Source organism: Pseudomonas sp. FSL L8-0168, from assembly GCF_037976155.1.
Taxonomy (GTDB): Bacteria; Pseudomonadota; Gammaproteobacteria; order Pseudomonadales; family Pseudomonadaceae; genus Aquipseudomonas; species Aquipseudomonas paracarnis.
On record NZ_CP150262.1, the window covers coordinates 2,497,629 to 2,522,304 of the forward strand.

20 protein-coding genes are annotated in these 24,676 nt (G+C 61.0%); 16 read left to right on the top strand and 4 right to left on the bottom strand.

What is annotated here, in order from left to right:
• Window positions 1-812: 812 nt before the first annotated feature.
• The 14 genes from MHH62_RS10915 (at window position 813) to MHH62_RS10980 (ending at window position 18,851) form a co-directional block, all read left to right on the top strand.
• Window positions 813-2,129 (top strand): nucleotide sugar dehydrogenase, encoded by a 1,317-nt coding sequence (locus MHH62_RS10915; protein WP_014717010.1) that lies wholly within the window; start codon window positions 813-815, stop codon window positions 2,127-2,129.
• Between the two features lie 83 nt (window positions 2,130-2,212).
• Window positions 2,213-3,694: a mannuronan synthase gene (gene alg8 / locus MHH62_RS10920; protein ID WP_003188740.1), complete on the top strand. Its 1,482-nt coding sequence runs from the start codon at window positions 2,213-2,215 to the stop codon at window positions 3,692-3,694.
• A gap of 37 nt (window positions 3,695-3,731) precedes the next feature.
• Entirely contained in the window at window positions 3,732-4,898 is a 1,167-nt protein-coding gene (locus tag MHH62_RS10925) for an alginate biosynthesis protein Alg44 (protein WP_014717008.1), read from the top strand.
• Window positions 4,899-4,981: 83 nt separating this feature from the next.
• A complete protein-coding gene (algK, locus tag MHH62_RS10930) occupies window positions 4,982-6,436 on the top strand; it encodes an alginate biosynthesis TPR repeat lipoprotein AlgK (RefSeq protein WP_339233033.1) in 1,455 nt (484 codons plus the stop codon).
• Window positions 6,433-7,923, top strand: coding sequence for an alginate export family protein (locus MHH62_RS10935; protein ID WP_038448984.1), 1,491 nt, complete (start codon window positions 6,433-6,435; stop codon window positions 7,921-7,923). Before algK ends, MHH62_RS10935 begins: the two co-directional genes overlap by 4 nt.
• Window positions 7,923-9,491, top strand: coding sequence for a mannuronan 5-epimerase AlgG (algG, locus tag MHH62_RS10940; RefSeq protein WP_014717005.1), 1,569 nt, complete (start codon window positions 7,923-7,925; stop codon window positions 9,489-9,491). The genes MHH62_RS10935 and algG overlap by 1 nt, the downstream gene beginning before the upstream one ends.
• An 11-nt stretch (window positions 9,492-9,502) precedes the next feature.
• Window positions 9,503-10,951: an alginate O-acetyltransferase gene (locus MHH62_RS10945; protein WP_014717004.1), complete on the top strand. Its 1,449-nt coding sequence runs from the start codon at window positions 9,503-9,505 to the stop codon at window positions 10,949-10,951.
• A gap of 8 nt (window positions 10,952-10,959) precedes the next feature.
• A complete protein-coding gene (locus tag MHH62_RS10950; RefSeq protein ID WP_014717003.1) occupies window positions 10,960-12,069 on the top strand; it encodes a mannuronate-specific alginate lyase in 1,110 nt (369 codons plus the stop codon).
• A gap of 188 nt (window positions 12,070-12,257) precedes the next feature.
• Window positions 12,258-13,790, top strand: coding sequence for an MBOAT family protein (locus MHH62_RS10955; protein ID WP_014717002.1), 1,533 nt, complete (start codon window positions 12,258-12,260; stop codon window positions 13,788-13,790).
• Window positions 13,791-13,801: 11 nt separating this feature from the next.
• Window positions 13,802-14,974: an alginate O-acetyltransferase gene (locus MHH62_RS10960; RefSeq protein ID WP_014717001.1), complete on the top strand. Its 1,173-nt coding sequence runs from the start codon at window positions 13,802-13,804 to the stop codon at window positions 14,972-14,974.
• 16 nt (window positions 14,975-14,990) lie between these two features.
• Complete coding sequence (locus MHH62_RS10965; RefSeq protein WP_014717000.1) at window positions 14,991-15,647, top strand: alginate O-acetyltransferase AlgF; 657 nt, start codon at window positions 14,991-14,993, stop codon at window positions 15,645-15,647.
• 186 nt (window positions 15,648-15,833) lie between these two features.
• On the top strand, window positions 15,834-17,285 hold the full coding sequence (locus tag MHH62_RS10970; RefSeq protein WP_339232946.1) for a mannose-1-phosphate guanylyltransferase/mannose-6-phosphate isomerase: 1,452 nt from the start codon (window positions 15,834-15,836) through the stop codon (window positions 17,283-17,285).
• Between the two features lie 274 nt (window positions 17,286-17,559).
• A complete protein-coding gene (locus tag MHH62_RS10975; protein ID WP_014716998.1) occupies window positions 17,560-18,024 on the top strand; it encodes a hypothetical protein in 465 nt (154 codons plus the stop codon).
• Window positions 18,025-18,038: 14 nt separating this feature from the next.
• Complete coding sequence (locus MHH62_RS10980) at window positions 18,039-18,851, top strand: SDR family oxidoreductase (protein ID WP_020301243.1); 813 nt, start codon at window positions 18,039-18,041, stop codon at window positions 18,849-18,851.
• On the opposite strand, the gene MHH62_RS10985 is transcribed toward MHH62_RS10980, so the two are convergent.
• On the bottom strand, window positions 18,848-19,705 hold the full coding sequence (locus MHH62_RS10985) for a LysR family transcriptional regulator (RefSeq protein ID WP_339232949.1): 858 nt from the start codon (window positions 19,703-19,705) through the stop codon (window positions 18,848-18,850). The genes MHH62_RS10980 and MHH62_RS10985 overlap by 4 nt on opposite strands.
• Window positions 19,706-19,816: 111 nt before the next feature.
• Between MHH62_RS10985 and MHH62_RS10990 the strand changes: the two genes are divergently transcribed.
• Together MHH62_RS10990 and MHH62_RS10995 are read left to right on the top strand one after the other, a co-directional pair.
• Entirely contained in the window at window positions 19,817-21,004 is a 1,188-nt protein-coding gene (locus tag MHH62_RS10990; RefSeq protein WP_020301245.1) for an MFS transporter, read from the top strand.
• Window positions 20,997-21,398: a nuclear transport factor 2 family protein gene (locus MHH62_RS10995; RefSeq protein WP_014716994.1), complete on the top strand. Its 402-nt coding sequence runs from the start codon at window positions 20,997-20,999 to the stop codon at window positions 21,396-21,398. The genes MHH62_RS10990 and MHH62_RS10995 overlap by 8 nt, the downstream gene beginning before the upstream one ends.
• A 38-nt stretch (window positions 21,399-21,436) precedes the next feature.
• On the opposite strand, the gene MHH62_RS11000 is transcribed toward MHH62_RS10995, so the two are convergent.
• The 3 genes from MHH62_RS11000 to MHH62_RS11010 are packed head-to-tail and all read right to left on the bottom strand — an operon-like array spanning window position 21,437 to window position 24,675.
• Complete coding sequence (locus MHH62_RS11000; protein ID WP_020301246.1) at window positions 21,437-22,297, bottom strand: HlyD family secretion protein; 861 nt, start codon at window positions 22,295-22,297, stop codon at window positions 21,437-21,439.
• Between the two features lie 10 nt (window positions 22,298-22,307).
• The gene (locus MHH62_RS11005; protein ID WP_003188711.1) at window positions 22,308-22,508 is read right to left on the bottom strand and encodes a DUF1656 domain-containing protein; all 201 of its coding nucleotides are present in this window, start codon (window positions 22,506-22,508) and stop codon (window positions 22,308-22,310) included.
• Window positions 22,498-24,675, bottom strand: coding sequence for an FUSC family protein (locus tag MHH62_RS11010; RefSeq protein ID WP_339232951.1), 2,178 nt, complete (start codon window positions 24,673-24,675; stop codon window positions 22,498-22,500). Before MHH62_RS11010 ends, MHH62_RS11005 begins: the two co-directional genes overlap by 11 nt.
• Between the last annotated feature and the right edge of the window lies 1 nt (window position 24,676).

A 24,676-nucleotide genomic window follows, 5' to 3' on the forward strand; every position in this document is an offset into this window, starting at 1 on the left:
CTCACATGTCGCTGATACACCGCTATCGCAGGCAAGCCAGCTCCCACATTTTTTGCCTGCATTCCACCCCATCAATCGTCATTTATTTGGCGCCAGAAAAACATCCAGACACAACCCTAACGATTTCTTCACTCGACACCCGTCGGTTTTTTTCGTAGTGGCACCACTTTTTTTAAACGGTAGTGGCACAAAACTATCCCCTCGCACCAACTCCCCATAACTACTGGCCTAAATAGCAAGTGCTATCAATATAGTACCAGTGCCATCTTTTCTAATATTTCAAAAAATTTCGGGAAAGGGGATGAGTGGCCCGGAACTTCGTCCTGAAGCACCGCTCATACCACCGGTAACGAAATTCTCTGCTTACGTAAGAGATGACTTACATAGCGACCAACGGAAGTAGCCAAGTTGTCATAAAGCACTTTGGCTCTATGGTCATAACATCAACTGATCGAGTTAAGGGTGGCGATAAGTACGCATTGCTATCCCCTGCAGGCCAAGGCAGCGCTGACCTAAATGAGCCCGTGCAAACACACAAGGCATTGATAAAAAAGGCATTTTGCCTGCATCAAAACCTTGCCGCACCGGCGCCGGAGCCTTCCTCCAAGGAAGCACGGCTGCATTTCAGGGCAAGCCCCAATAATAAGGCCTCGTTGCGCACAACTTGAGTGCAATAGTTAGTCACTCGTTATTCAACATGCCTGCACGCGGTAAGTCGGCGTCTATTCGCCTAACTTTCGCGGCATCAGTGACGCTTGCAAACATGAACTCCGGCCATTTAATGGCATGAATTAAACAAAGAGGTAATTGCGATGCGCATCAGCATATTTGGTTTGGGTTACGTTGGCGCAGTGTGTGCCGGTTGCCTGTCTGCCCGTGGCCACGAAGTGGTCGGCGTAGACATTTCCAAGGAAAAGATCGACCTGATCAATGCCGGTAAGTCGCCGATTGTTGAACCGGGTCTGGGCGAGCTGTTGAGCCAGGGTATCCAGACGGGCCGACTGCGTGGCACTACCAACTTCGCCGAGGCGATTCGCGATACCGACCTGTCGATGATTTGCGTCGGCACGCCAAGCAAGAAGAACGGTGACCTGGAACTGAACTACATCGAGTCGGTATGCCGCGAGATCGGTTTTGTGCTGCGTGACAAGACCACCCGCCACACCATCGTGGTGCGCAGCACCGTACTGCCGGGCACTGTCGCCAACGTGGTAATCCCGATCCTGGAAGATTGCTCCGGCAAGAAAGCCGGCGTCGACTTCGGCGTTGCGGTCAACCCCGAATTCCTGCGTGAATCCACTGCCATCGCCGACTACGACCTGCCACCGATGACCGTTATCGGCGAGTTCGATAAAGCCTCCGGCGATGTGCTGCAATCGCTGTACGAAGAACTCGACGCGCCGATCATCCGCAAGGACATCGCCGTTGCCGAAATGATCAAGTACACCTGCAACGTATGGCACGCCACCAAAGTCACCTTCGCCAACGAGATCGGCAACATCGCCAAGGCCGTCGGCGTTGACGGTCGTGAAGTGATGGAAGTGGTCTGCCAGGACAAGACCCTCAACCTGTCCCAGTACTACATGCGCCCAGGTTTCGCTTTCGGCGGTTCGTGCCTGCCCAAAGACGTGCGTGCCCTCACCTACCGCGCCGGCTCGCTGGACGTGGAAGCACCGCTGCTCAACTCGCTGATGCGCAGCAACGAGTCCCAGGTACAGAACGCCTTCGACATCGTCTCCAGCCACGACAAACGCAAAGTTGCGCTGCTGGGTCTGAGCTTCAAGGCCGGCACCGATGACCTGCGTGAAAGCCCGCTGGTAGAGCTGGCAGAAATGCTGATCGGCAAGGGCTACGATCTGAGCATCTACGACAGCAACGTCGAATACGCCCGCGTGCACGGCGCGAACAAGGACTACATCGAAGGCAAGATCCCGCACGTGTCGTCCCTGCTCAACTCGGATTTCGATGATGTGATCAACAACTCCGACGTGATCATCCTCGGTAACCGTGACGAGAAGTTCCGTGCCCTGGCGCATAACGCTCCGGAAGGCAAGCAAGTGGTCGACCTGGTGGGCTTCATGTCCAAGGCCACCAGCGTGAGCGGCCGTACCGAAGGTATTTGCTGGTAACAGCAACGGCAAGTTTCAGGCTGCCAGTGGCTTTATCCCCAGCGCTTGCAGCCTGAAGCCTCCTCACCTTGCGGATGACGCTTATGTCCAAGTTAAAACATGTATTTCTGCAATCGGCCGGCTGGCTGTTCTTTCTCAGCCTGCTGATGGGTCTCGCCCTGCTGTTGCCGGCGAGTACCTTCGATTCGCAATCGAAGAATTTTATTTTCCTGATTGGCGCTGTGGGTATCTGGCGCTACTCGATGGGTGCGACGCATTTCTTTCGCGGCATGCTGTTCCTGTACGTGGTGTACCCGCACCTGCGCCGCAAAGTGCGCAAGCTGGGCAAGGCCGCCGACCCGTCCCATGTGTTCCTGATGGTCACCAGTTTTCGTATCGATGCGCTGACCACCGCACAGGTCTACAGCTCGGTGATTCGTGAAGCCATCGACTGCGGCTTTCCCACCACCGTGGTGTGCTCGCTGGTGGAAATGTCCGATGAGCTGCTGGTCAAGAGCCTCTGGGAAAAGCTCAACCCGCCGGCTCACGTCAAGCTCGACTTCGTGCGCATCGCCGGTACCGGCAAACGCGACGGCCTGGCGTTTGGTTTCCGCGCCATCTCCCGCCACCTGCCGGACGATCGCGCCGTGGTGGCCGTGATCGATGGCGACACCGTGCTCGCCGAAGGCGTCGTGCGCAAGACCGTGCCGTGGTTCCAGCTGTTCGGCAATGTCGGTGGCCTGACCACCAACGAATTCTGCGAAGTGCGCGGCGGCTACATCATGAGCGAGTGGCACAAGCTGCGCTTTGCCCAACGCCACATCAACATGTGCTCCATGGCCCTGTCCAAGCGCGTGCTGACCATGACCGGGCGCATGTCGGTATTCCGCGCCAGCGTAGTGACTGACCCGGGCTTTATCGCCGACGTGGAAAGCGACTCGCTGCAACACTGGCGCCTGGGCCGCTTCAAGTTCCTCACCGGCGATGACAAGTCCAGCTGGTTCAGCCTGATGCGCCTGGGCTACGACACCTTCTACGTGCCGGACGCCGCCATCAACACCGTGGAACACCCGCCGGAAAAGAGCTTTATCAAGGCCAGCCGCAAACTGATGTTCCGCTGGTACGGCAACAACTTGCGCCAGAACTCCCGTGCCCTCGGCCTGGGCGTGCGTCGCCTGGGCCTGTTCACCAGCGTGGTGCTGTTCGACCAGCGCGTGTCGATGTGGACCTCCCTGCTCGGCCTGACCGTAGCGATGATTGCCACTTTCAAGTACGGCGGCGCCTTCATCCTCGCCTACCTGCTGTGGATCGGCATCACCCGCCTGATCCTCACCCTGCTGCTGTCGTGCTCCGGCCACAAGATCGGCCCGGCCTACCCGCTGATTCTCTATTACAACCAGATCATGGGCGCGTTGGTGAAGATCTACGTGTTCTTCCGCCTTGATCAACAGTCCTGGACCCGCCAGGACACCAAACTGACCCGCGATTTGGCCAGCTTTCAACGTTGGTTCAACACCTGGTCGTCTCGGACCATGACCTTCTCCGCCGGCAGCATCTTCGTTGCCGTGTTGCTGATGATGGTCTGACCCTGCCAAGCCTGAATTAACTAGGAAATCGAATACTATGAACAGCCAAGTAAACGCCAACGTTGTCCACGAATCCGAAGCCCAGCGCCAACACGCCCGGGTGAAAATCCCGGCCAAGCTGCGCTTCTTCAACAGTGACCGCACGCCGACCGAAGCAAAGGTTATCGACCTGTCCGCCGGCGGCCTGGCCTTCACCGCCACCCAGCCGCTCACCATCGGCCAAGTGCACAAGGGCCGCCTGCAGTTCGTGATCGACAACCTCGGCCTGGCCATGGACGTGGAGCTGCAGATCCGCTCCTACGACCGCCAGACCGGCCGCACCGGCTGCCAGTTCCAGAACCTCGATGCCCAGGATATTTCTACCCTGCGTCACCTGATCACTTCGCACCTGTCCGGCGACATCGTGACCATGGGCGACGTACTCGCGACCCTGCAACGCGACAACTTCACCAAGGCACGCAAGGTCAAGGACGGCGGCAGCGGCATGACTGCGTTCGGTCGCCTGCGCGCCGTGACATTCAGCCTGGCGATCTTTTTGGTCGGCCTGGCGGCCTTCGGCTTTGTGGTCAAGTCGCTCTACGGCATGTACTTCGTCAGCCACGCCCAGGCCGGCCTCGTCAGCGTACCGGGCATGAACGTGACCATGCCCCGTGACGGCACCGTGCAGAGCCTGCTCAAAGGTGATTCGGTTGCGGCCAAGGGCGCGCCACTGGCGACGTTCAGCACCAGTATGCTCGACGTACTCAAGGGCCACCTGGACGAAGACCAACTGCAACCGGCCAAGGTTGAAGAGCTGTTCGGCAAGCAAATGACCGGCACCCTGACTTCGCCGTGCGACTGCGTGGTCGCCCAGCAACTGGTCGCCGACGGCCAGTACGCCAGCAAGGGCGATGTGATCTTCCAACTGGTGCCACGCGGCAGCCAGGCCAATGTGGAAGCGCGCTTCAGCTATCGCCAGTTCGGTGATGTGCGCCCAGGTACCCCGGTGAGCTTCCAGGTCGCCGACGAAGAACAGGTTCGCACCGGCACCATCGTCAGCAGCACCAGCCTGAACAGCGCCGACCTGTCCTCTGACATCCGTGTGCAGATCAAGCCCGACGCACCGCTGGACAGCACCTACGCCGGCCGCCCGGTGGAAGTCACCAGCGACCGTGGCCCATCGCTGAACTGGCTGATCGACAAAGCCATGGCTCACGGTCTGTAAGCGAGGACATGCCTGTGAACTCTATTCCAACAACACCGCTGACCTCTGTGGGAGCCGGGCTTGCCCGCGATGCAGGCGACTCGGTGCATCAGTTGCACCGCAGCGATGCCATCGCAGGCAAGCCAGCTCCCACACAGAGCAGATTTCACCTGGCCTCTGCGTACTGCGCGCTGGCACTGGCACTGGCCGTAAGCCTGGCCGGTTGCGCCGGCCTGCCCGACCAGCGCCTGGCCAATGAAGCGCTGAAACGCGGCGACACCGTCACCGCCCAGCAGAATTACCAGCAACTGGCGGAACTGGGCTACAGCGAGGCCCAGGTGGGCCTGGCCGATATCCAGGTCGGCACCCGCGACCCAGCGCAAATCAAGCAGGCCGAAGCCACCTACCGTGCGGCCGCAGACACCTCGCCCCGCGCCCAGGCACGCCTGGGTCGCCTGTTGGCGGCCAAGCCGGGCGCCACTGAGGCCGAGCACCATGAAGCCGAAAGCCTACTGAAAAAAGCCTTTGCCAATGGCGAAGGCAACACCTTGATCCCGCTGGCGATGCTGTACCTGCAATACCCCCACAGCTTCCCCAATGTGAATGCCCAACAGCAGATCAGCCAATGGCAGGCGGCGGGTTACCCGGAGGCCGGCCTGGCCCAGGTGCTGCTGTATCGCACCCAGGGTACCTACGACCAGCATCTGGATGATGTGGAGCGCATCTGCAAAGCCGCGCTGAACACCACCGATATCTGCTACGTCGAACTGGCCACGGTCTATCAGAAAAAACAGCAGCCGGAACAACAGGCCGAACTGCTCAAGCAAATGGAAGCAGGCGTAAGCCGTGGCACCGTCACCGCCCAGCGCGTCGACAGCGTCGCCCGCGTACTCGGCGATGCCACCCTCGGTACCCCGGACGAGAAAACCGCCCAGGCGTTGCTGGAAAAAATCGCCCCCGGCTACCCGGCGTCCTGGGTCAGCCTGGCGCAACTGCTCTACGACTTCCCCGAACTGGGCGATGTCGAGCAGATGATGAAGTACTTGGACAACGGCCGCGCCGCCGACCAGCCACGCGCCGAATTGCTGCTGGGCAAGCTCTACTACGAAGGTAAGTGGGTGCCCGCCGATGCCAAGGCCGCCGAGGCGCATTTCGAAAAAGCCGTGGGCCGTGAAGTGGCCGCAGATTACTACCTCGGCCAGATCTACCGCCGTGGCTACCTGGGCAAGGTATACCCGCAAAAAGCCTTGGACCACCTGCTGACCGCAGCGCGCAACGGCCAGAACAGCGCCGACTTCGCCATTGCCCAACTGTTTTCCCAAGGCAAGGGCACCAAGCCCGACCCATTGAACGCCTATGTCTTCAGCCAGTTGGCCAAGGCCCAGGACACGCCAGAAGCCAATGACCTGGCCACCCAGCTCGAAGCGCCGCTGACGCCTGCGCAACGCGCCGAAGGCCAACGCCTGGTGCAACAGGAACTGGCCGCCCGCGGCACCCTGGCCCAAAGCACGCTGCAACTGCACGCCCTGCAAGAAGAAGACGGCGAGGAATCCCTATGAAGCTCAACCCATTCGTCAAGGCCGGTATCGGCCTGTCCTTCGCCCTGCTGTGGTCGTGCCCGACCCTGGCCGCGCTCACCGAAGCGAAGAACTTCGGCCTGGAAGTCAAAGCCACCGCGCAGTCTGAAGACGACCGCGACCTGGGCACCCAGAAAGGCGGCGACGTCAACGGCATCGGCCTCGACCTGCGCCCCTGGATCTACGGCGAAAGCGGCGCGTGGAGCGCCTACGCCATGGGCCAGGCAGTGGTGTCCAGCGACATCATCGAGACCGACACCCTGCAACAGTCGGCCGATGACACCACCGAGCAGCAGTCGAGCAACGACGACCGCAAGGCCAAGAAAAACTACCTGGCCCTGCGTGAGTTCTGGGTCGGCTACAGCGGCTTCACGCCCTACCCCGGCGAGATCCTCAAGTTCGGCCGCCAGCGCCTGCGCAATGACGACGGCCAGTGGCGCGACACCAACATCGAAGCGTTGAACTGGACCTTCGACACCACCTTGCTCAAGGCCAATGTCGGCGCCGCCGAACGCTTCAGCGAATACCGCACCGACCTTAAGGAATTGTCGCCGGTCGACAAGGACCGCCAGCACTTCTACGCCGACGCCGCCTACCAGTGGACACCGGGCCAGTGGATCGGCCTGCGCGGCCACCACACCCACGACGACGGCAAGCTCGACTACGCCGAACCGGGTGTGGCCAGCGACCCGCTGGACAAGCGCGAAAACGGCGACCTCACCTGGCTGGGCATCGAAGCCAATAGCGACGCCTACAACTGGCGCAACACCAACACCGTCAACTACTGGGCGAGCATCACCGGCATGAAAGGCGACCGCGACAAGGTCAACGCCTTGAACGCCGACGGCAGCCGCCCCACCTCCGCCAAACGCAGCGATGACGCCAGCGGCTGGGCCACCGATATCGGCGTGCGCCTGCGCCTGGATCCGCAGTGGCAAGTGGGTGCCGCGTACTCGCGCGCCAGTGCCGAATACGAACAGAACGGCCTGCAAAGCAACCGTTCGAACTGGACCGGCACCCAGTCCCGTGTGCATCGCTTCGGCGAAGCGTTTCGCGGCGAAATGAACAACATGCAGTCCATGAGCCTGTTCGGTTCCTGGCAACTGCGCGAGGACTACGACGCCAGCCTGGTGTACCACAAGTTCTGGCGCGTGGACGGCAACAAGCCGGTGGGCAGCAACGGCATCGACGCGGTGCAGAACAACACCGATGACGTCACCGGCGCGATCCTCTCCAGCACCTCCCTGCCGTTGGAAGACGGCAAGAAAGACCTCGGCCAAGAAATGGACCTGGTGGTCACCAAGTACTTCAAGAAAGGCTTGCTGCCAGCGGCGCTGAGCCAGTCGATCGACGAGCCTTCAGCCCTGGTGCGTTTGCGTGCCGGCGTGTTCAAGCCCGGCGATGCCTATGGCAGCCAGGTCGACTCCTACATGCACCGCGCGTTTGTCGACGTGGTCTGGAAATTCTGATGGGAGCCTGCGCCATGAATGCTCAAAGCCTACTCGTCGCGGCAATGCTGATGGCCAGCGCCACAGCGTTTGCCGATACGGCGGCCAAGGCGCCGATCATCGCCAAGGAACTGCAACAGGCCAAAACCTACACCATCTCCAGCCCGCCTACCGCGCCGCTGGAAATGGCCAAGCCGGCGCTGCCCGACCTGTCGGGCTACACCGCGCAGGCGATGGAAAAGAAAATCGTCAAGACCAAGGCGGGCAAAATCAGCATCCGCCGCATGATGCAAGAAGACGCGCTCAAGGACTTTATCGGCGGCGATAACAAGATGGCCGAATGGGTGGTGCGCCAGCATGGCATTCCCCAGGCGATCTTCGTCGATGACGGCTACATGAACCTCAAGGACCTGCTGGGCAAAGTGCCCAAGCAGTACTTCAGCGAAACGTCGCCGGGTGTGTTCCTGGCCAAGTTGCCGATCGTGGTGGGCCGTAAAGGCATCCTCGATATCGACAAGAACACCCAGGAACTGCGCCTGTCCCAACAAGCCGGCGCGTTTTTGATCAACGACGGCCAGCTGTTCGTGCGTGACACCAAGGTCACCGGCTGGGATGAAAAAACCAACGGTCCGGCGCTGTTCAAGTCGGCCAAGGAATTCCGCCCGTTCCTGCTGGCCTGGGGCGGCACCGAGACCTACATCTCAAAAACCAAGATGGCCAGCTTCGGCTACGCCAACAGTAAGTCGTACGGGGTGAGTATTTCCCAGTACACGCCGAACATGGCCAAGGTGCTCAAGCGCCCCGAGCCGACCGGTTGGATCATCGACTCCGAGTTCTCGGACATGTGGTACGGCTTCTACTGCTACGAGACCACGGGCTTTGTGATCAAGGGCAATACCTACAAAGACAACATCGTCTACGGCATTGACCCCCATGACCGTTCTCACGGCCTGATCATCGCGGACAACACCGTGTACGGCACCAAGAAGAAGCACGGCATCATCATTTCCCGGGAAGTGAACGACAGCTTTATCTTCAACAACCGCAGCTATGACAACAAGCTTTCGGGCCTGGTGATCGACCGTAACAGCGTGAACAACCTGATCGCCGACAACGAGATCTACCGCAACCACACCGACGGCATCACCCTCTATGAGAGCGGCGACAACCTGCTGTGGGGCAACAAGGTGATCAGCAACCGTCGCCACGGGATCCGCGTGCGTAACAGCGTGAACATCAAGCTCTACGAAAACACCTCGATGGCCAACGGGCTGACCGGCGTGTACGGCCACATCAAGGACTTGACCGACACCGACCGCGACATCGCCCTCGACCCGTTCGACGCCAAGGTCTCGCTGATCGTGGTCGGCGGTGAACTGGCGGGTAACGGCAGCGGGCCGCTGTCCATCGACTCGCCGTTGAGTATCGAGCTGTATCGCGTGTCGATGCTGGCGCCGACCAAATCCAGCGGCATCAGCTTCTCCGGCATCCTGGGCGACCGCCAGGAAGAAATTCTCGACCTGCTGGTTCGCCAGCAGAAAGCCGTGCTGATCGACCCCGTCGAACGCCAGACCGAATTGCAGGACTGAGGATGACCCTTATGCACCCACACATGATCAAACTGCTGAGCCTCTCGGGTCTGACCCTCGGCCTGCTGGCGGCCAGCCAGGGCGTACGCGCCGATGAAGTCAAAGCTCCTACCTTCACCGCTGAACCCTGCTGCAGCCTATGCCCCGCCGCCCATGACGCGAAGAACTACACCACGCGCTACCAGCAGAACTTCACCACCCTGGTGCAAGCCCAGGGCGACTGGCTGTTCCGTACCCAGGAAGACCTGCGCACCGAGTTCGACACCACCCCGGCCGGCTACAAGCGCATGCAGCAGTTGCACGATGCGTTCAAGAGCAAGGGCGTGGAACTGGTGGTGGTCTACCAGCCGACCCGTGGCCTGGTGAACCGCAACAAGCTCAACCCGGCGGAGAAAGCCTCGTTCGACTTCGACAAAGCCCTAGGCAACTACAAAACCATGCTCGGCCGCTTCGCCAAGATGGGCTACGTGGTACCAGACCTGTCGCCGCTGACCAACGAACAACTGCCGGATGAATTGCCAGCCCACGATTTCTACTTCCGTGGCGACCAGCATTGGACTCCGTACGGCGCCCAGCGCACCGCGAAAATCGTCGCGGCCAAGGTCAAGCAGATGCCGGAATATGCCGAGATTCCCAAGCGTGAGTTCGAGACCAAGCGCTCGGGCCGCATGGGCAAGACCGGCACCCTGCACAACATGGCCGGGCAACTGTGTGGCACCAGCTATGCGATCCAGTACATGGACCAGTTCACCACCGAGCCCAAGGGCGAAGCCGGTGACGGCGACCTGTTCGGCGATTCGGGCAACCCGCAGATCACGCTGGTGGGCACCAGCCACAGTGGCAAGAACTACAACTTCGCCGGTTTCCTGGAAGAGGAAATCGGGGCCGACATCCTCAACGTCGCCTTCCCCGGCGGTGGCCTGGAAGGTTCGATGCTGCAGTACCTGGGCAGCGACGAATTCCAGAAGACCCCGCCGAAGATCCTGATCTGGGAATTCTCGCCGCTGTACCGTCTCGACCAGGAAACCATCTACCGCCAGATGATGGCGCTGCTGGACAACGGTTGCGAAGGCAAGACCGCGCAGATGTCGGCCAGCACCACGCTCAAACCGGGCAAAAACGAACTGATGGTCAACAGCGCGAACAAAGACCTGCGCAACGCCAACCATCAGGTCGATATCCGCTTCGCCGATCCGTCGGTGAAAACCTTGCAAGCCACCCTCTGGTACATGAACGGGCGCCACGAGGACATCAAGATCGAGAAACCCGAAACATCCGATACAGACGGGCGTTTCGCCTTTGAACTGCGCACCGATGAAGACTGGGCCTCGCAGAACTTGCTGGCCGTGGAAGTGCAGGGCCCCGAAGCGGGCGCTGCGGCGCAGAAGGTTGAAGCGAAAATTTGCACACGCAACGTATTCCCAAGCGGTGGTCAGCAGACCGCCCAACTCGGGAAGTGAGGTTACTTATGCAAAAGTTATTGCTCCCTGGCCTGCTGGGCCTGGCCATGTTCGCAGGTTCCGTCAATGCAGCGGCGCCACTGCGTCCACCCCAGGGCTATTTCGCACCGATCGAAGCGTTCAAGACCGGCGACTTCAAGAATGATTGCGACAGCATGCCAACGCCCTACACCGGGCCGTTGCAGTTTCGCAGTAAGTACGAAGGTTCCGACAAGGCCCGTTCGACCCTGAATGTGCAGTCGGAAAAAGCCTTTCGCGACAGCACCGCCGACATCACCAAGCTGGAAAAAGACACCAGCAAACGGGTGATGCAGTTCATGCGCGACGGCCGTCCACAGCAGCTCGAATGCACCCTGAACTGGCTGGTGTCATGGGCCAAGGCCGATGCGTTGATGTCCAAGGACTTCAATCACACCGGCAAGTCCATGCGCAAATGGGCGCTGGGCAGCATGGCCTCGGCCTATGTGCGCCTGAAGTTCTCCGAGTCGCAGCCACTGGCCAAGCACCCGCAGGAAGCCCAGCAGATCGAAGCCTGGTTCAACAAGCTGGCCGACCAGGTGGTGAGCGACTGGGACAACCTGCCCCTGGAAAAAACTAACAACCACTCGTACTGGGCCGCCTGGTCGGTGATGGCAACGTCCATCGCTACCAACCGCCGCGACCTGTTTGACTGGGCGGTGAAGGAATACAAGGTCGGCGTGAACCAGGTCGATGACCAGGGTTTCCTGCCGAACGAATTGAAGCGCCAGCAACGCGCCCTGTCGTACCACAACTACGCGCTGCCGCCGCTGTCGATGATCGCCAGTTTTGCGCTGGTCAACGGCGTGGACCTGCGCCAGGAAAACAACAGCGCGCTCAAGCGCCTGGGCGACAAGGTGCTGGCCGGGGTGAAAGACCCGGACATCTTCGAGCAGAAGAACGGCAAAGAGCAGGACATGAAGGACCTCAAGGAAGACATGAAATTTGCCTGGCTTGAGCCCTTCTGCACCCTCTACACCTGCGCCCCGGATGTGATCGAACGCAAGCATGGCATGCAACCGTTCAAGACCTTCCGCCTGGGCGGTGACCTGACCAAGGTCTACGACCCGGCGCATGAAAAAGGCAACAAAGGCAGCTAGTCGCTGATCGTTCCCACGCTCTGCGTGGGAATGCAGCACGGGACGCTGTGCGTCCCAAAGCGTGGCGCAGAGCGCCACAAGAGGCATTCCCACGCAGAGCGTGGGAACGATCACAGCCTCCCCCGACATCGTGGGGGGTTTGGGGGGGCTCTGGCCCTTGACTATTGGTTAAACATGGAGAGATCGGGATGGTTTTCTCGTCCAATGTGTTCCTGTTTCTGTTCTTGCCGATCTTTCTCGGCTTGTACTACTTGAGCGGGCAACGCTATCGCAATCTGCTGCTGCTGATTGCCAGCTACGTGTTCTACGCCTGGTGGCGAGTGGACTTCCTGGCGCTGTTCGCCGCAGTGACCCTGTGGAATTACTGGATCGGCCTCAAGGTCGGTGCCGCCGGTGTACGCACCAAGCCAGCGCAGCGCTGGCTGTTGCTCGGGGTGGCGGTCGACCTGTGCATCCTCGGCTACTTCAAGTACGCCAACTTCGGCGTCGACAGCATCAATGTAATGATGAAGTCGGCAGGCCTGGAGCCGTTCATCCTCACTCACGTGCTGTTGCCGATCGGGATCTCGTTCTACATCTTCGAGTCCATCAGCTACATCATCGACGTGTACCGTGGCGACACCCCGGCGACCCGCAACCTCATCGACTTTGCGGCGTTCGTGGCGATTTTCCCGCACCTGATCGCCGGTCCCGTGCTGCGCTTTCGCGACCTGGCCGATCAGTTCAACAACCGCACCCACACCCTGGATAAATTCTCCGAGGGCTGCACGCGGTTCATGCAGGGTTTCATCAAGAAGGTCTTTATTGCTGACACCCTGGCGGTGGTGGCCGACCATTGCTTCGCCCTGCAAAACCCCACTACAGGCGATGCCTGGCTCGGCGCGCTGGCCTATACCGCGCAGCTGTACTTCGACTTCTCCGGCTACAGCGACATGGCCATTGGCTTGGGCTTGATGATGGGTTTTCGCTTCATGGAAAACTTCAAGCAGCCCTACATCAGCCAGTCGATCACCGAGTTCTGGCGGCGCTGGCACATCAGCCTGTCCACCTGGCTGCGTGACTACTTGTACATCACCCTGGGCGGCAACCGCAAAGGCACCCTGACCACTTACCGCAACCTGTTCCTGACCATGCTGCTCGGTGGCCTGTGGCACGGCGCGAACATCACCTACATCGTATGGGGCGCCTGGCACGGCATGTGGCTGGCGATTGAAAAAGCCATCGGGCTGAACACCGCACCGCGCAGTTTCAATGTGCTGCGCTGGGCCTTTACCTTCCTGCTGGTGGTAATGGGCTGGGTGATCTTCCGCGCCGAAAACCTGCACGTTGCCGGGCGTATGTACGGTGCGATGTTCAGCTTTGGCGAGTGGTCACTGTCGGAACTCAACCGCGCCAACCTTACCGGCCTGCAAGTGGCAACCCTGGTGGTGGCCTATGCAACGCTGGCGTTCTTCGGCCTGCGCGACTTCTACACCAACCGCCCTGCCGACAAGGCCAAGCCAGCCGACCCGAGCCTGATCAAGGCCGTACCGGGCGACAACCCTGGCAGCATCCACGAGCCCGGTTTCAGCGTGGGCCGTGACGCTGCCGTGCAACCGGCCTACTGGACCGCTGACTGGCCACGCTACGCCATGCGCGCTGCGGTGCTTCTGCTGTTCGTGGCGTCGATCCTGAAACTGTCGGCGCAGAGTTTCTCGCCGTTCCTTTACTTCCAATTCTGAGGGAGCCGACCATGACCCGTTCATTACGCGTCCTCTACATAAGCCTGTTCCTGGTGCTGTTGCTGGCACTTGGCGCCTGGTCGCTGCGCAGCTTCTTTGGCTTCAGCACCAACGCCGATGCCACCGTGCTCAACGGTCGCTGGACCAAAGCCGTCGAGACCCACTACGACGACGAGTTCCCGATCAAGCGCCTGGGCACCAACCTGTGGGCGGCGCTGGACTACAAGCTGTTCAATGAAGGCCGCCCTGGCGTGGTGCTGGGCCGCGATCACTGGCTGTACAGCGACGAGGAATTCAACCCCGCCGTCAACGAAGACCAGAACCTGCAAGGCAACTACGCGCTGGTCGAAGGCGTGCGCCAGAAGCTCAAGGCCCAGGGTATCCAACTGGTGATGGCGATCGTGCCGGCCAAGGTACGCCTGTATCCGGAGCATTTGGGTGAAGTCAAACCGGCCAGCGTGCACGCCAACCTGTACCAGGACTTCCATGCCCGAGTGGCGGCGGACAACATTCCAGCTCCAGATCTGCTCGGCCCGCTGCAACAGGCCAAGCTCGCCGGCAAGCAAGTGTTCCTGCGCACCGATACTCACTGGACACCGGACGGTGCCGAAGTCGCCGCCAAGCAATTGGCCAAGGCGATTGCCGACAAAACCCCACTGAGCGGCGAGCCGCAGCGTTTTGTCACCGAGGCTGAGAAAACCGAGCCACATAAAGGTGACTTGCGTTTGTTCCTGCCCCTGGACCCGCTGTTCGAAAACCTGATGCCACCTAAAGAGCCGCTGGAAAAACGCGTCACCCACCTGGCCGAAGAGAAAGGTGATGACGCGCTGTTCAGCGACAGCGAAACGCCGGTGGCCCTGGTGGGCACCAGCTACAGCGCCAACCCCAACTGGAACTTCGTGGGTGCGCTCAAACAAGCCTTGCACAGCGACGTGGTCAGCTACGCCGAAGATGGCCACGGCCCGATCCTGCCGATGCTCAGCTACCTCAAAAGTGACGACTTCAAGAACAGCCCGCCTCAGGTGCTGATCTGGGAGTTTCCTGAACGTTATCTGCCTATCAACAACGAAATCGGTGATGCCGACCCAGCCTGGGTTGCGCAGCTTAAACAAGCCGGTTCGCGCCAACAGAACATGGCAATCAACACACCTAAATCCGAGACGCCCGACCGGGCGCAAAACTGAAAGAGAGGTAACTCACATGACTTTCACTACTACTCCTCGTCGTCTCGCTAAAACCCTGGCTATCGCAGCAGGCCTGAGCGTCGTATCCCTGTCGGCCTTCGCTGCCGGTGACGCCGCCCTATACGGCCCGACTGCACCAAAAGGCTCCAGCTTTGTGCGTATCTACAACGCCAGCAACCAGGAAGTCAGCGCCACCGTCGGCAGCACCAACCTCAGCGACGTTGCGCCACTGGCCAGCAGCGACTTCAGCTTCATGCCGGGCGGTGACTACAGCGCCAAGGTCGGCAGCCAGACCCTGCCGGTCAAGCTGGCCGCCGACCACTACTACACCCTGGTCAACAGCGGCAGCGGCCAGCCGCAGTTGATCGAAGAGCCACCGTTCAAGAACAAGCAGAAATCCCTGGTGCGCGTGCAGAACCTCAGCGACAAGGCCCTGACCTTGAAGACCGCCGACGGCAAGACCGATGTGGTCAAGTCGGTGGCTGCCAAGGGCCGTGGCGAGCGTGAGATCAACCCGGTGAAGGTAAGCCTGGCGTTGTATGACGGTGACAAGAAAGTCGGCGATGTGAAGCCGGTTGCGTTGGAACGCGGTGAAGCGGCGGTGTTGTACGTCACCGGCTCAGGTTCGAGCCTGTCGCCAGTGTGGGTGAAACGCCCAGTGTCGACCCGCTGATTATTTCCCTGAGTTGACACGCCCCCTTGTGGGAGCTGGCTTGCCTGCGATGGCGGTCTTGTAGGCGCCATCGCAGGCAAGCCAGCTCCCACACTGACCGGGGCTCAACTCAGGACCGAGACAAAAACAAGAGTGAAACGACAAACCTTCGTAGCTCTGACCCATATCGATTCAAGGAGAAACACCATGATCCCAGTAATCCTTTCCGGTGGTAGCGGCTCACGTCTTTGGCCGCTTTCGCGTAAACAATTCCCCAAGCAGTTCCTGGCACTGACCGGCGAGCACACCTTGTTCCAGCAAACCCTGGAGCGCCTGGTGTTCGAAGGCATGGACGCCCCCATCGTGGTCTGCAACAAAGATCACCGTTTCATCGTCAACGAGCAACTGAGCGCACGCAAGCTCGACTGCCAGCGCATCCTGATGGAACCCTTCGGCCGCAACACTGCGCCGGCCGTGGCCCTGACCGCGATGATGCTGGTCAACGAAGGCCGTGACGATTTGATGCTGGTACTGCCCGCCGACCACGTGATCGACGACCAGAAAGCCCTGCAACGCGCACTGGCCCTGGCCACCGTGGCCGCCGAGCGGGGCGAGATGGTACTGTTCGGCGTGCCGGCCACCCGCCCGGAGACCGGCTACGGCTACATCAAGTCCACCAACGATTCGCTGCTGCCTGAAGGCGTGAGCCGCGTGCAACAGTTCGTGGAAAAACCCGATGAAAAACGTGCGGTCGAGTTCGTCAAAAGCGGTGGCTACTTCTGGAACAGCGGCATGTTCCTGTTCCGTGCCAGCCGCTTCCTCGAAGAGCTGAAAAAGCATGACCCGGACATCTACGACACCTGCGTGGTGACCCTGGAGCGCAGCGAGCAGACCGCCGATACCGTGACCTTCGACGACGCCACCTTCGCCTGCTGCCCGGACAATTCCATCGACTACGCCGTGATGGAAAAAACCCAACGCGCCTGCGTCGTGCCCTTGGCCGCTGGCTGGAGCGATGTGGGTTGCTGGGCCTCGCTGTGGGCGGTCAACGATAAAGACGCCAACGGCAACGTGAGCAAAGGCGACGTGGTGATCCAGGACAGCCGCAACTGCATGGTGCATGGCAACGGCAAACTCGTGTCGGTGATCGGCCTGGACAACATCGTGGTGGTGGAAACCAAAGACGCGATGATGATTGCCCACAAGGACAAGGTCCAGGGCGTCAAGCAGATGGTCAACACCCTCAACGAGCAAGGCCGCAGCGAGACCCAGAACCACTGCGAAGTCTATCGTCCGTGGGGTTCCTACGACTCGGTGGACATGGGCGGGCGTTTCCAGGTCAAGCACATCTCGGTCAAGCCGGGCGCGTGCCTGTCGCTGCAGATGCACCACCACCGCGCCGAACACTGGATCGTGGTCAGCGGCACCGCCGAAGTCACCTGTGACGACAACGTGTTCCTGCTCTGCGAAAACCAGTCCACCTACATCCCGATCGCCTCGGTGCACCGCCTGCGCAACCCGGGCAAGATCCCGTTGGAGATCATCGAAGTGCAATCGGGCAGCTATCTGGGGGAAGACGATATCGAGCGCTTCGAAGATATCTACGGGCGCTCGACACCGGTTGAACGTGGCGTGTCGGTGAAAACTATCGCGCAGTAAAACAGTCGTACAAGAAGCCCTCGCCCAGCCCATTGCGTCCCCTATCCGCAGTGGGTTGGGTGGGGGCTTTTTATTTGGGGTTTGTGGTGACTGTACAGGCCTCATCGCAGGCAAGCCAGCTCCCACAGTTGACCGCGCACCCACTTTGGAATGCGGTCGAATGTGGGAGCTGGCTTGCCTGCGATGGCGTCTGCCCGGCCAACACAATGCTCAAGGTAACCAATCCCACCTAAGCTTAAGTTAGGATGCTGGTTCCCTATTCGAGGTGGTCTCCATGTTCTTCGGCGTTCTCCTGATCATCACCTGGCTGATCCTGCTGCTGCGCTACCCGGCCAAGGCGCTGCCGGTATCGTTGGCCGCTGCCGTTGGCCTGGGTTTCGTCGCCGTCTGGGTGGTATGGCTGGACAACCGCGAAGCCGCGCAATTGGCTCGCCTTGAGCTGCGCATTACTTACGCCCCACAGGAATGCCCGGCCGACCGTCCTTTAAAACTGACCCTGAACAACGGCAACGACGTGCCACTGACCGAACTGCGCTGGCGCGTCGCCGCCTATGCACCGGGCGATACGGTCAACCTGGCCGACAATGTCTACGCCGCCCCACGCTATCGCGGCCCCGGCGAGTTGCAGGCGGGCGCCACCTGGGATGACTGCCTGCCCACCCCGCCGCTGCGTCCCGGCTATCGCCCACAAACCCTGGAATTTCGCGCCGAGCACCTGCAAGGCAGTTTCTCGGACTGACAAAGGAATGATGCATGCCCAACGTACTGATCACCGGTTGTTCCAGCGGCATCGGCCGCGCCCTTGCCGATGCGTTCAAAGCCGCAGGCTTCGAGGTATGGGCCAGCGCCCGCCAACCCGATGATGTCGCCGCGCTTACCGCCGCAGGCTTTAATGCCCTACAACTGGACGTCAACGACAGCGCCGCCCTGCAACGCTTGTCCGAGCAGTGGGGCGAGTTGGATGTGCTGATCAACAACGCTGGCTACGGCGCCATGGGCCCATTGCTCGACGGCGGTACCGAGGCGATGCAACGCCAATTCGAAACCAATGTGTTTTCCATCGTCGGCGTGACCCAGGCCTTGTTTCCCGCCCTGCGCCGCAACAAGGGCCTGGTGGTGAATATCGGCAGCGTTTCCGGCGTATTGGTGACGCCGTTTGCCGGCGCCTACTGCGCGTCCAAAGCCGCTGTGCATGCGTTAAGCGACGCCCTGCGCATGGAGCTGGCACCGTTTGGCGTGCAGGTGATGGAAGTGCAGCCTGGTGCGATCAATACAAGCTTTGCAAAGAATGCCGGCGCCCAAGCCGAATTGCTGATCCACGAACAGTCGCCATGGTGGCCATTGCGCGAGGGCATTCGGGCACGTAGCCAAGCGTCCCAGGACAAGCCAACCCCGGCCAGTGAATTTGCTGCAGACGTGCTCAAGGCGGTGCAGCACGTGCGACCGCCACGCCTGTTGCGTTCGGGCAACGGCAGCCGCGCGTTGCCGTTGATGGCGGCGCTATTGCCCAAGGGGTTGTTGGAGATGGTGTTGAAGAAGCGCTTTGGTTTGAGTGGCAGCCTCTAGCCCTTCATAAAATCAATAAACGCCCGCACCTTCAGCGGCAGGTGCCGGGTATCCGGGTACATCGCGTAGACCCCTTGGGGGGCGAAGCGATGATCCGCCAGCACACGCACCAGCCGTCCGGCCTCCAAGTCTTCCTGCACCAGCCATTGCGGCAGAATCGCCACACCGTGGCCGCGCACAGCAAATGCCTGGAGCACTGCCGCACTATCAGCCACCAACGCAGCAGGCCCGGCACGGTATTGATGTTGAATGCCCGCCGGGTCGGTGACGCTCAGTTCGGTCAAGCGGCCATGGCCCAACCGGGGGATCTGCTCCAGCTCTTCCAGGGTCTGAAGCCCGGCAAACTGCGGTGCCGCAACAGCAAACACATCGAACGCCGACAACTGCACCGCCCGATGATTGGAGTCCAGCAGGCGCCCCAGGCGAATCGCCACGTCAAAACGCTCGGAGATCAGGTCGGCATGGGTGGAGGATGTGGATAAGTGGATATTCAGGTCCGGGTGCAGGCGTCGAAAGGCTTCTACCGCCGGAGCAACGACGGCCAGGGCATATTCGACAGTGGTAGTGATGCGCAGCGTGCCCTTGAGCTGAGCATGCTCACTGCGGGCTTCTTCTACCGCCAGGCGGGCCTCTTCGAGCATGCGCGTGCAGCGCAGGTAAAAGCGTTCGCCGGCATCGGTGAGCGCCAGTTGGCGGGTGTTGCGGGTCAGCAGGGTGACGCCGAGTTCCGCCTCCAGGCGCTTGAGGTTGAAGCTGACCACGGCGCGAGTCTGGCCCAGCAGGTCCGCGGCAGCAGTGAGCGAGCCGGCCTCGACCACAGCCTTGAAAGTGTCAAAACGGTCCAGGCTGACCATGATGGACGCCCTCCTTTGTCAAAATATTTTTGACAAACTAGCAGGCAAACCGGCGTATCCCAAACCCTGCTTGCGGCCTACCCTGCCGGCTTCACTTGCAGGAACGCGTTCATGACCTACCGCTCGAAAGTCGCCTGGATCTTTTTATTGGGTTTTGCCCTGGACCTGGTGAACATGTTTGTTGCCACCGTCGCCTACCCGGATATCGCCCGCGAGCTGCACGCCTCGGTCACACAGTTGGCGTGGATCAGTAATGCCTACATGCTCGGGCTGACAGTGATCATCCCCTTGAGTGTGTGGTTGGCGGCGCTCATGGGCGAGCGCACCCTGATCGCTTCCAGCCTGCTGCTGTTCGCCGGCGCCTCGGTGATGGTGGGCCAGGCCGGCTCCATTGAGGCGTTGATAGGCTGGCGCGCAGTGCAAGGGCTCGGTGGCGGTTTGCTGATTCCCGTGGGCCAGGCCATGGCTTACCGGCACTTCCCCGCCGCCGAGCGCAGCCAGCTGACGGCGCGGGTGATGTCGGTGGCGTTGCTGGTGCCGGCACTATCGCCAGCATTGGGTGGGGTGATTGTCGACACTGTGGCATGGCGCTGGATCTTCTACGCCAACTTGCCACTGGCCTTGGTGACCCTGCTGCTGGCCTTGTTGTGGATAAAACCCGACGCGCCCACCCGCGTGCGCCCACCTCTGGACCTGAGCAGCATTTTCAAACAGGTTGCCAGTCCGATGCTGCGCGTGGCGATGCTCGTCTACCTGTGCATACCCGGGGTGTTTATCGGCACCAGTCTGATCGCCATCCTTTATGTGCGCAGCTTGGGCTATGACGCCACCCAAACCGGCGCGCTGATGTTGCCCTGGGCGCTGGCCTCGGCAGTGGCAATCTACCTGAGCAAAAAACTCTTCAATCGCTGCGGCCCCAAACCCTTGTTGCTGGCGGGCATGGCGCTGCAATGCGCTGGCATCCTGTTGCTCAACGAGCCCGCGCTGATTATTGCGGCCTACGTCTTGATGGGCCTGGGCGGCAGCCTGTGCAGCAGCACTGCGCAAACTCTGGCCTTTCTGGATATTCCCGCCGAGCGCATGGGCCACGCCAGTGCGTTGTGGAACATGAACCGTCAAGTAAGCTTCTGCGTGGGCGCCGCCGTGCTCAGTGCAATACTGTCGGCCTTGGATTCCTTCGCCATAACCTTCACGATGGCGGCAGCTCTGACCCTGTTGCCGCTTTTCGCAGTGTTGCGCCTGGATGCTTCCAGAGTACGCACGCTGCTTCACCCTTGCAGCGAGCCCAAGCATGATTGACTACAGCGATTTTTTCGAAGAAGTGATCCAGACCCACGTCGAGATCGAGCAATGGTTTGCCGGGGTTGCGCCTCAGGGCACGCTGGAAAATCTGCTCGCGCGCTTCTCACCCGAGTTCAGCATGATCGCCCCCGCCACCGGTACGCGGGTCAACAGGGCCGGGGTCAATGCGTTGTTTACGCGCCTGGGCGGGATGCGTCCGGGGTTGAAAATCACCTTGAGTGAAATGACCGGCATCGACCGCCATGCGCGCGGCGCCACGGTGACGTATCGCGAGCATCAGATTGACGACAGCGGCACCCAGACCGACCGCCGCGCCACGGTGGTGTTCGAGAAACAGGCCAGTGGCGCGCTGCTGTGGCGACACCTGCATGAAACCTTTATCAAAGCCTGACGCGGTCAACTGTGGGAGCGGGTAAGCCCCCCAACAGTTTAGTTTTGTGTTGGGTTGACGATCACGGTGCAGGTAATCCCTGCCGCCAACAACACGCCCTCCGGCACTTCATCAATGTGAATCCGCACCGGCACACGCTGGGCCAAGCGCACCCAGTTGAAGGTCGGGTTCACATCGGCGATCAGTTCACGGCTCTCGGGGTTGTCGCGGTCGTAGATGCCACGGGAGATGCTTTCCACGTGCCCCTTGAGTGTCTCGCCACTCATCAATTGCATATCGGCTTTGTCACCCACCTTCACATGGGGCAGTTTGGTTTCTTCAAAGAAGCCATACACCCAGAACGAATTCATATCCACCACAGCCATCTTCGCTTCGCCGATACGCGCATAGTCGCCACGGTGCACGTTGAGGTTGGTGACGTAGCCGTCCACCGCCGCCAGCACACGGGTACGTTTCAAGTTGAGTTCAGCGGCCTCCAGTTGCGCCAGGGCGTGCTGGTAATCGGCCAGGGCCGAGTCGGCGATGTTGCTGGCGTCGTCGCGGTTTTCCCTGGAGATCACTAGCGCGTCCAGGTCGGCGCGGCGGTGCGCGTTGACCTTGCGCATTTCCCAAGTGGCCTTGCGGGAGGCCACCAGCGATTGCGCTTGCTTGACGGCAATGCGGTAGTGCTCGGGGTCGATCTGCATCAGCAGGTCGCCTTTTTTCACCAACTGGTTATCGCGTACCGGCACGTCCACCACTTCGCCGGTAACGTCAGCCGCCACATTGATAATGTCGGCGCGCACGCGACCATCGCGGGTCCACGGCGTTTGCATGTAGTGCACCCACAACGTGCGGCCAATCCAGATCGCCAACGCCAGCACCAGCAAGGTGGCGAGCAGGCTGAAAAACTTTTTCATCGGGGCATTCTCAACGGTAGACGCTCAGCGCCAGGGCGCCGAACAGGCAAGCGAACAGGCTCAGGCGCAGCAGCGCCGGGTGCCAGAAGAAACGGTACAGGTCGAACCCGGCCAGGAAGCGGTCAACCGCCCAGGCCAGCCCCGCTGCGATCAAGAACATCAGGGTCATGGTCGGCATATAGATGCCGTGGAATGCAATTTCACGAGGCATTCGGGGCTCCTTTGAGGGCGGCCAGAGGCGATTGCGGGTCGAGCAACGAGGTGCGAATAAAGTGCAGGTAGCTCTTCACCCGGCGCAGGGCCGAGGTGTCGAAGTGCGGGGCGAAGGGTTCGTCGGTGGCCTGCACGCGGCTGATCGCATGGTCGACGGCAATCAACCCGCGCTCCAGGTTGCTGGCGCTGGGTTGCAGGAACAGCCGCACCAGCGAGCGTCCCATCACGCGGATCGCCTGGCGCCACGGCTGCGACTCGGCATACGCCGGGTGCACCGGCAAAATCGCCTGCTCCTTGCGCAGTTCGATGATCGCGTGGCCGACCTCCAGCACCACGAACATCCAGCGCAGCAAATCGCGTTGCACCTGCGGCTGGCCGGCCGCGAGGCCATACGCTTGGTGCAGCAGGTCGCGGGTGCGGCTTTCAAAGCTCGACGCCAGGCCCTTGAGCTTGCCGCTGATGGCATACACCACCTGCTCACGCAGGTCTTGCTCCAGGCGGCGCCACAACCAGCGGCTGTTGGGCGGCAAAATGATCGCCCCCGCCGCCGCGCATACCAGCATGCCGATGACCATGGCGATGTAGTCGTTGATAAAGGTGTAGGGGTTATAGACCGTGAGGTTGTCGGGCACCGAGCCGGTGCTGAAGAAGATCAACAGGCCCACACCCACACCGGCGTATTGCGGGCGGGAGGAGAGGAAGGCACCGAAGATGATCACCGGCGCCAGCATCACGCACAGCAGCGGGAAACCGTCGATCCAGGGGAACACGAAGAACATTTCGACAAAGCCGACCAAGGCGCCGATCAAGGTGCCGCAGGCCATCTGGAACGCCATGCGCTTGGGGTTGGGCGTGGCAGCAGACAGGCCCACCGTGGCCGCCGCGATCAGGGTCATGGTGGCGCCGCTGGGCCAGGCCGTGGCCACCCAGTAACTGCCCAGCACAACCAGGATAAACGAGGCGCGCACACCGGCAGCGGCACAGGCCAACCAGTTGGTCTTTGGCGTGTAGGCTTCGTGCCAATCCTCCCGCGCATGGCGATGCTCGGCCAGGGATGCGTGGGTTTGCGCGTAGTTGTGCAGGTCGTCGACGAAGCGGTACAGCAGCTCGTAGGCAGTGTGGAAATCCAACTGCTCGGCGTCCGTCGGGTTGTCTTCCTGGAAGCTCGCCCGCAGGCTGCGCACCTTGGCGGGCAGGCCGTCCTTGTAGGCGCTCAGTTGGTTGACCAGGCGCGCGGCATCCAAGCTGGTGAGGGCGCGGCCAGAGAAGCCGTCGAGCACTTCGGCCAGGTCTTGCAGGCCGGGCTTGATCGCTGCCACTACATGGTCGGCCTCATCGGCGCGCAAGCGTTCAAGCAATTGGTGCAAGGCGTTGAAGCGCGTGGTGATGCTCATGAATTCGCTGTTAAGGCGACTGAGCCGCCCGTTACGCCGACGCATGTGCGGGTCTTCGAACACGGTGACGCTGCGCAGGCCTTCCAACCCCACGGCTTCGGCAATAAAGCGCACGTTGCTGGCCTCGAAACCTTCGCGTTGGCTGCGCCCGCGCAGGCCATCGGTCACAAACAGCGCGAACACACCGAAGCGCTGGTACAGCGCGTTGCGCATGGCGCCGCTGGAGGTCTGCGGCAGGATGGCGGCGCTGACCAGTGTCGAGCACAGTATCCCCAGGGAGATTTCCAGCACCCGCCACACCGCCGCCATGAAGGCGCCGTCCGGGTGGGCCAGGGCCGGCAGGCCGACCATCGCCGCGGTGTAGCCGGCGAGCACGAACCCATAGGCGCGAAAGTTGCGGTTGCGCGTGGCGCCAGCGGTGCAAATGCCGACCCAGATCGCCAGCGCACCCAGGAACAGTTCGGTGTTCTGCGCAAACAAAGCGATCAACAGCACCATCACCGCCGAGCCTGCCAAGGTCCCGAGGAAGCGATAGAAACTCTTGGCGAACACCTGGCCGCTCTGGGGCTGCATCACGATAAATACGGTGATCATCGCCGTGCGCGGTTGCGGCAGTTCCAGGCGCATCGCCAGCCACAGCGTCAGGAACGCAGCGACCAGCACTTTGAAGATATACACCCAGGTCACGCCATCACTGCGTGCCCAGTCGAAAAAACCACGGCGCCACTCAAGGGAATGCAGCCAGCGCAGCGGTGCAGGCAAGGGAGTCATC

Bases quoted from the DNA above. Each gene is read 5' to 3' on its own strand.
- MHH62_RS10915 (WP_014717010.1), top strand. From the start codon at position 813: ATGCGCATCAGCATATTTGGTTTGGGTTACGTTGGCGCAGTGTGTGCC.
- alg8 (WP_003188740.1), top strand. From the start codon at position 2,213: ATGTCCAAGTTAAAACATGTATTTCTGCAATCGGCCGGCTGGCTGTTC.
- MHH62_RS10925 (WP_014717008.1), top strand. From the start codon at position 3,732: ATGAACAGCCAAGTAAACGCCAACGTTGTCCACGAATCCGAAGCCCAG.
- MHH62_RS10935 (WP_038448984.1), top strand. From the start codon at position 6,433: ATGAAGCTCAACCCATTCGTCAAGGCCGGTATCGGCCTGTCCTTCGCC.
- algG (WP_014717005.1), top strand. From the start codon at position 7,923: ATGGGAGCCTGCGCCATGAATGCTCAAAGCCTACTCGTCGCGGCAATG.
- MHH62_RS10945 (WP_014717004.1), top strand. From the start codon at position 9,503: ATGCACCCACACATGATCAAACTGCTGAGCCTCTCGGGTCTGACCCTC.
- MHH62_RS10950 (WP_014717003.1), top strand. From the start codon at position 10,960: ATGCAAAAGTTATTGCTCCCTGGCCTGCTGGGCCTGGCCATGTTCGCA.
- MHH62_RS10955 (WP_014717002.1), top strand. From the start codon at position 12,258: ATGGTTTTCTCGTCCAATGTGTTCCTGTTTCTGTTCTTGCCGATCTTT.
- MHH62_RS10960 (WP_014717001.1), top strand. From the start codon at position 13,802: ATGACCCGTTCATTACGCGTCCTCTACATAAGCCTGTTCCTGGTGCTG.
- MHH62_RS10965 (WP_014717000.1), top strand. From the start codon at position 14,991: ATGACTTTCACTACTACTCCTCGTCGTCTCGCTAAAACCCTGGCTATC.
- MHH62_RS10970 (WP_339232946.1), top strand. From the start codon at position 15,834: ATGATCCCAGTAATCCTTTCCGGTGGTAGCGGCTCACGTCTTTGGCCG.
- MHH62_RS10975 (WP_014716998.1), top strand. From the start codon at position 17,560: ATGTTCTTCGGCGTTCTCCTGATCATCACCTGGCTGATCCTGCTGCTG.
- MHH62_RS10980 (WP_020301243.1), top strand. From the start codon at position 18,039: ATGCCCAACGTACTGATCACCGGTTGTTCCAGCGGCATCGGCCGCGCC.
- MHH62_RS10985 (WP_339232949.1), bottom strand. From the start codon at position 19,705: ATGGTCAGCCTGGACCGTTTTGACACTTTCAAGGCTGTGGTCGAGGCC.
- MHH62_RS10990 (WP_020301245.1), top strand. From the start codon at position 19,817: ATGACCTACCGCTCGAAAGTCGCCTGGATCTTTTTATTGGGTTTTGCC.
- MHH62_RS10995 (WP_014716994.1), top strand. From the start codon at position 20,997: ATGATTGACTACAGCGATTTTTTCGAAGAAGTGATCCAGACCCACGTC.
- MHH62_RS11000 (WP_020301246.1), bottom strand. From the start codon at position 22,297: ATGAAAAAGTTTTTCAGCCTGCTCGCCACCTTGCTGGTGCTGGCGTTG.
- MHH62_RS11005 (WP_003188711.1), bottom strand. From the start codon at position 22,508: ATGCCTCGTGAAATTGCATTCCACGGCATCTATATGCCGACCATGACC.
- MHH62_RS11010 (WP_339232951.1), bottom strand. From the start codon at position 24,675: ATGACTCCCTTGCCTGCACCGCTGCGCTGGCTGCATTCCCTTGAGTGG.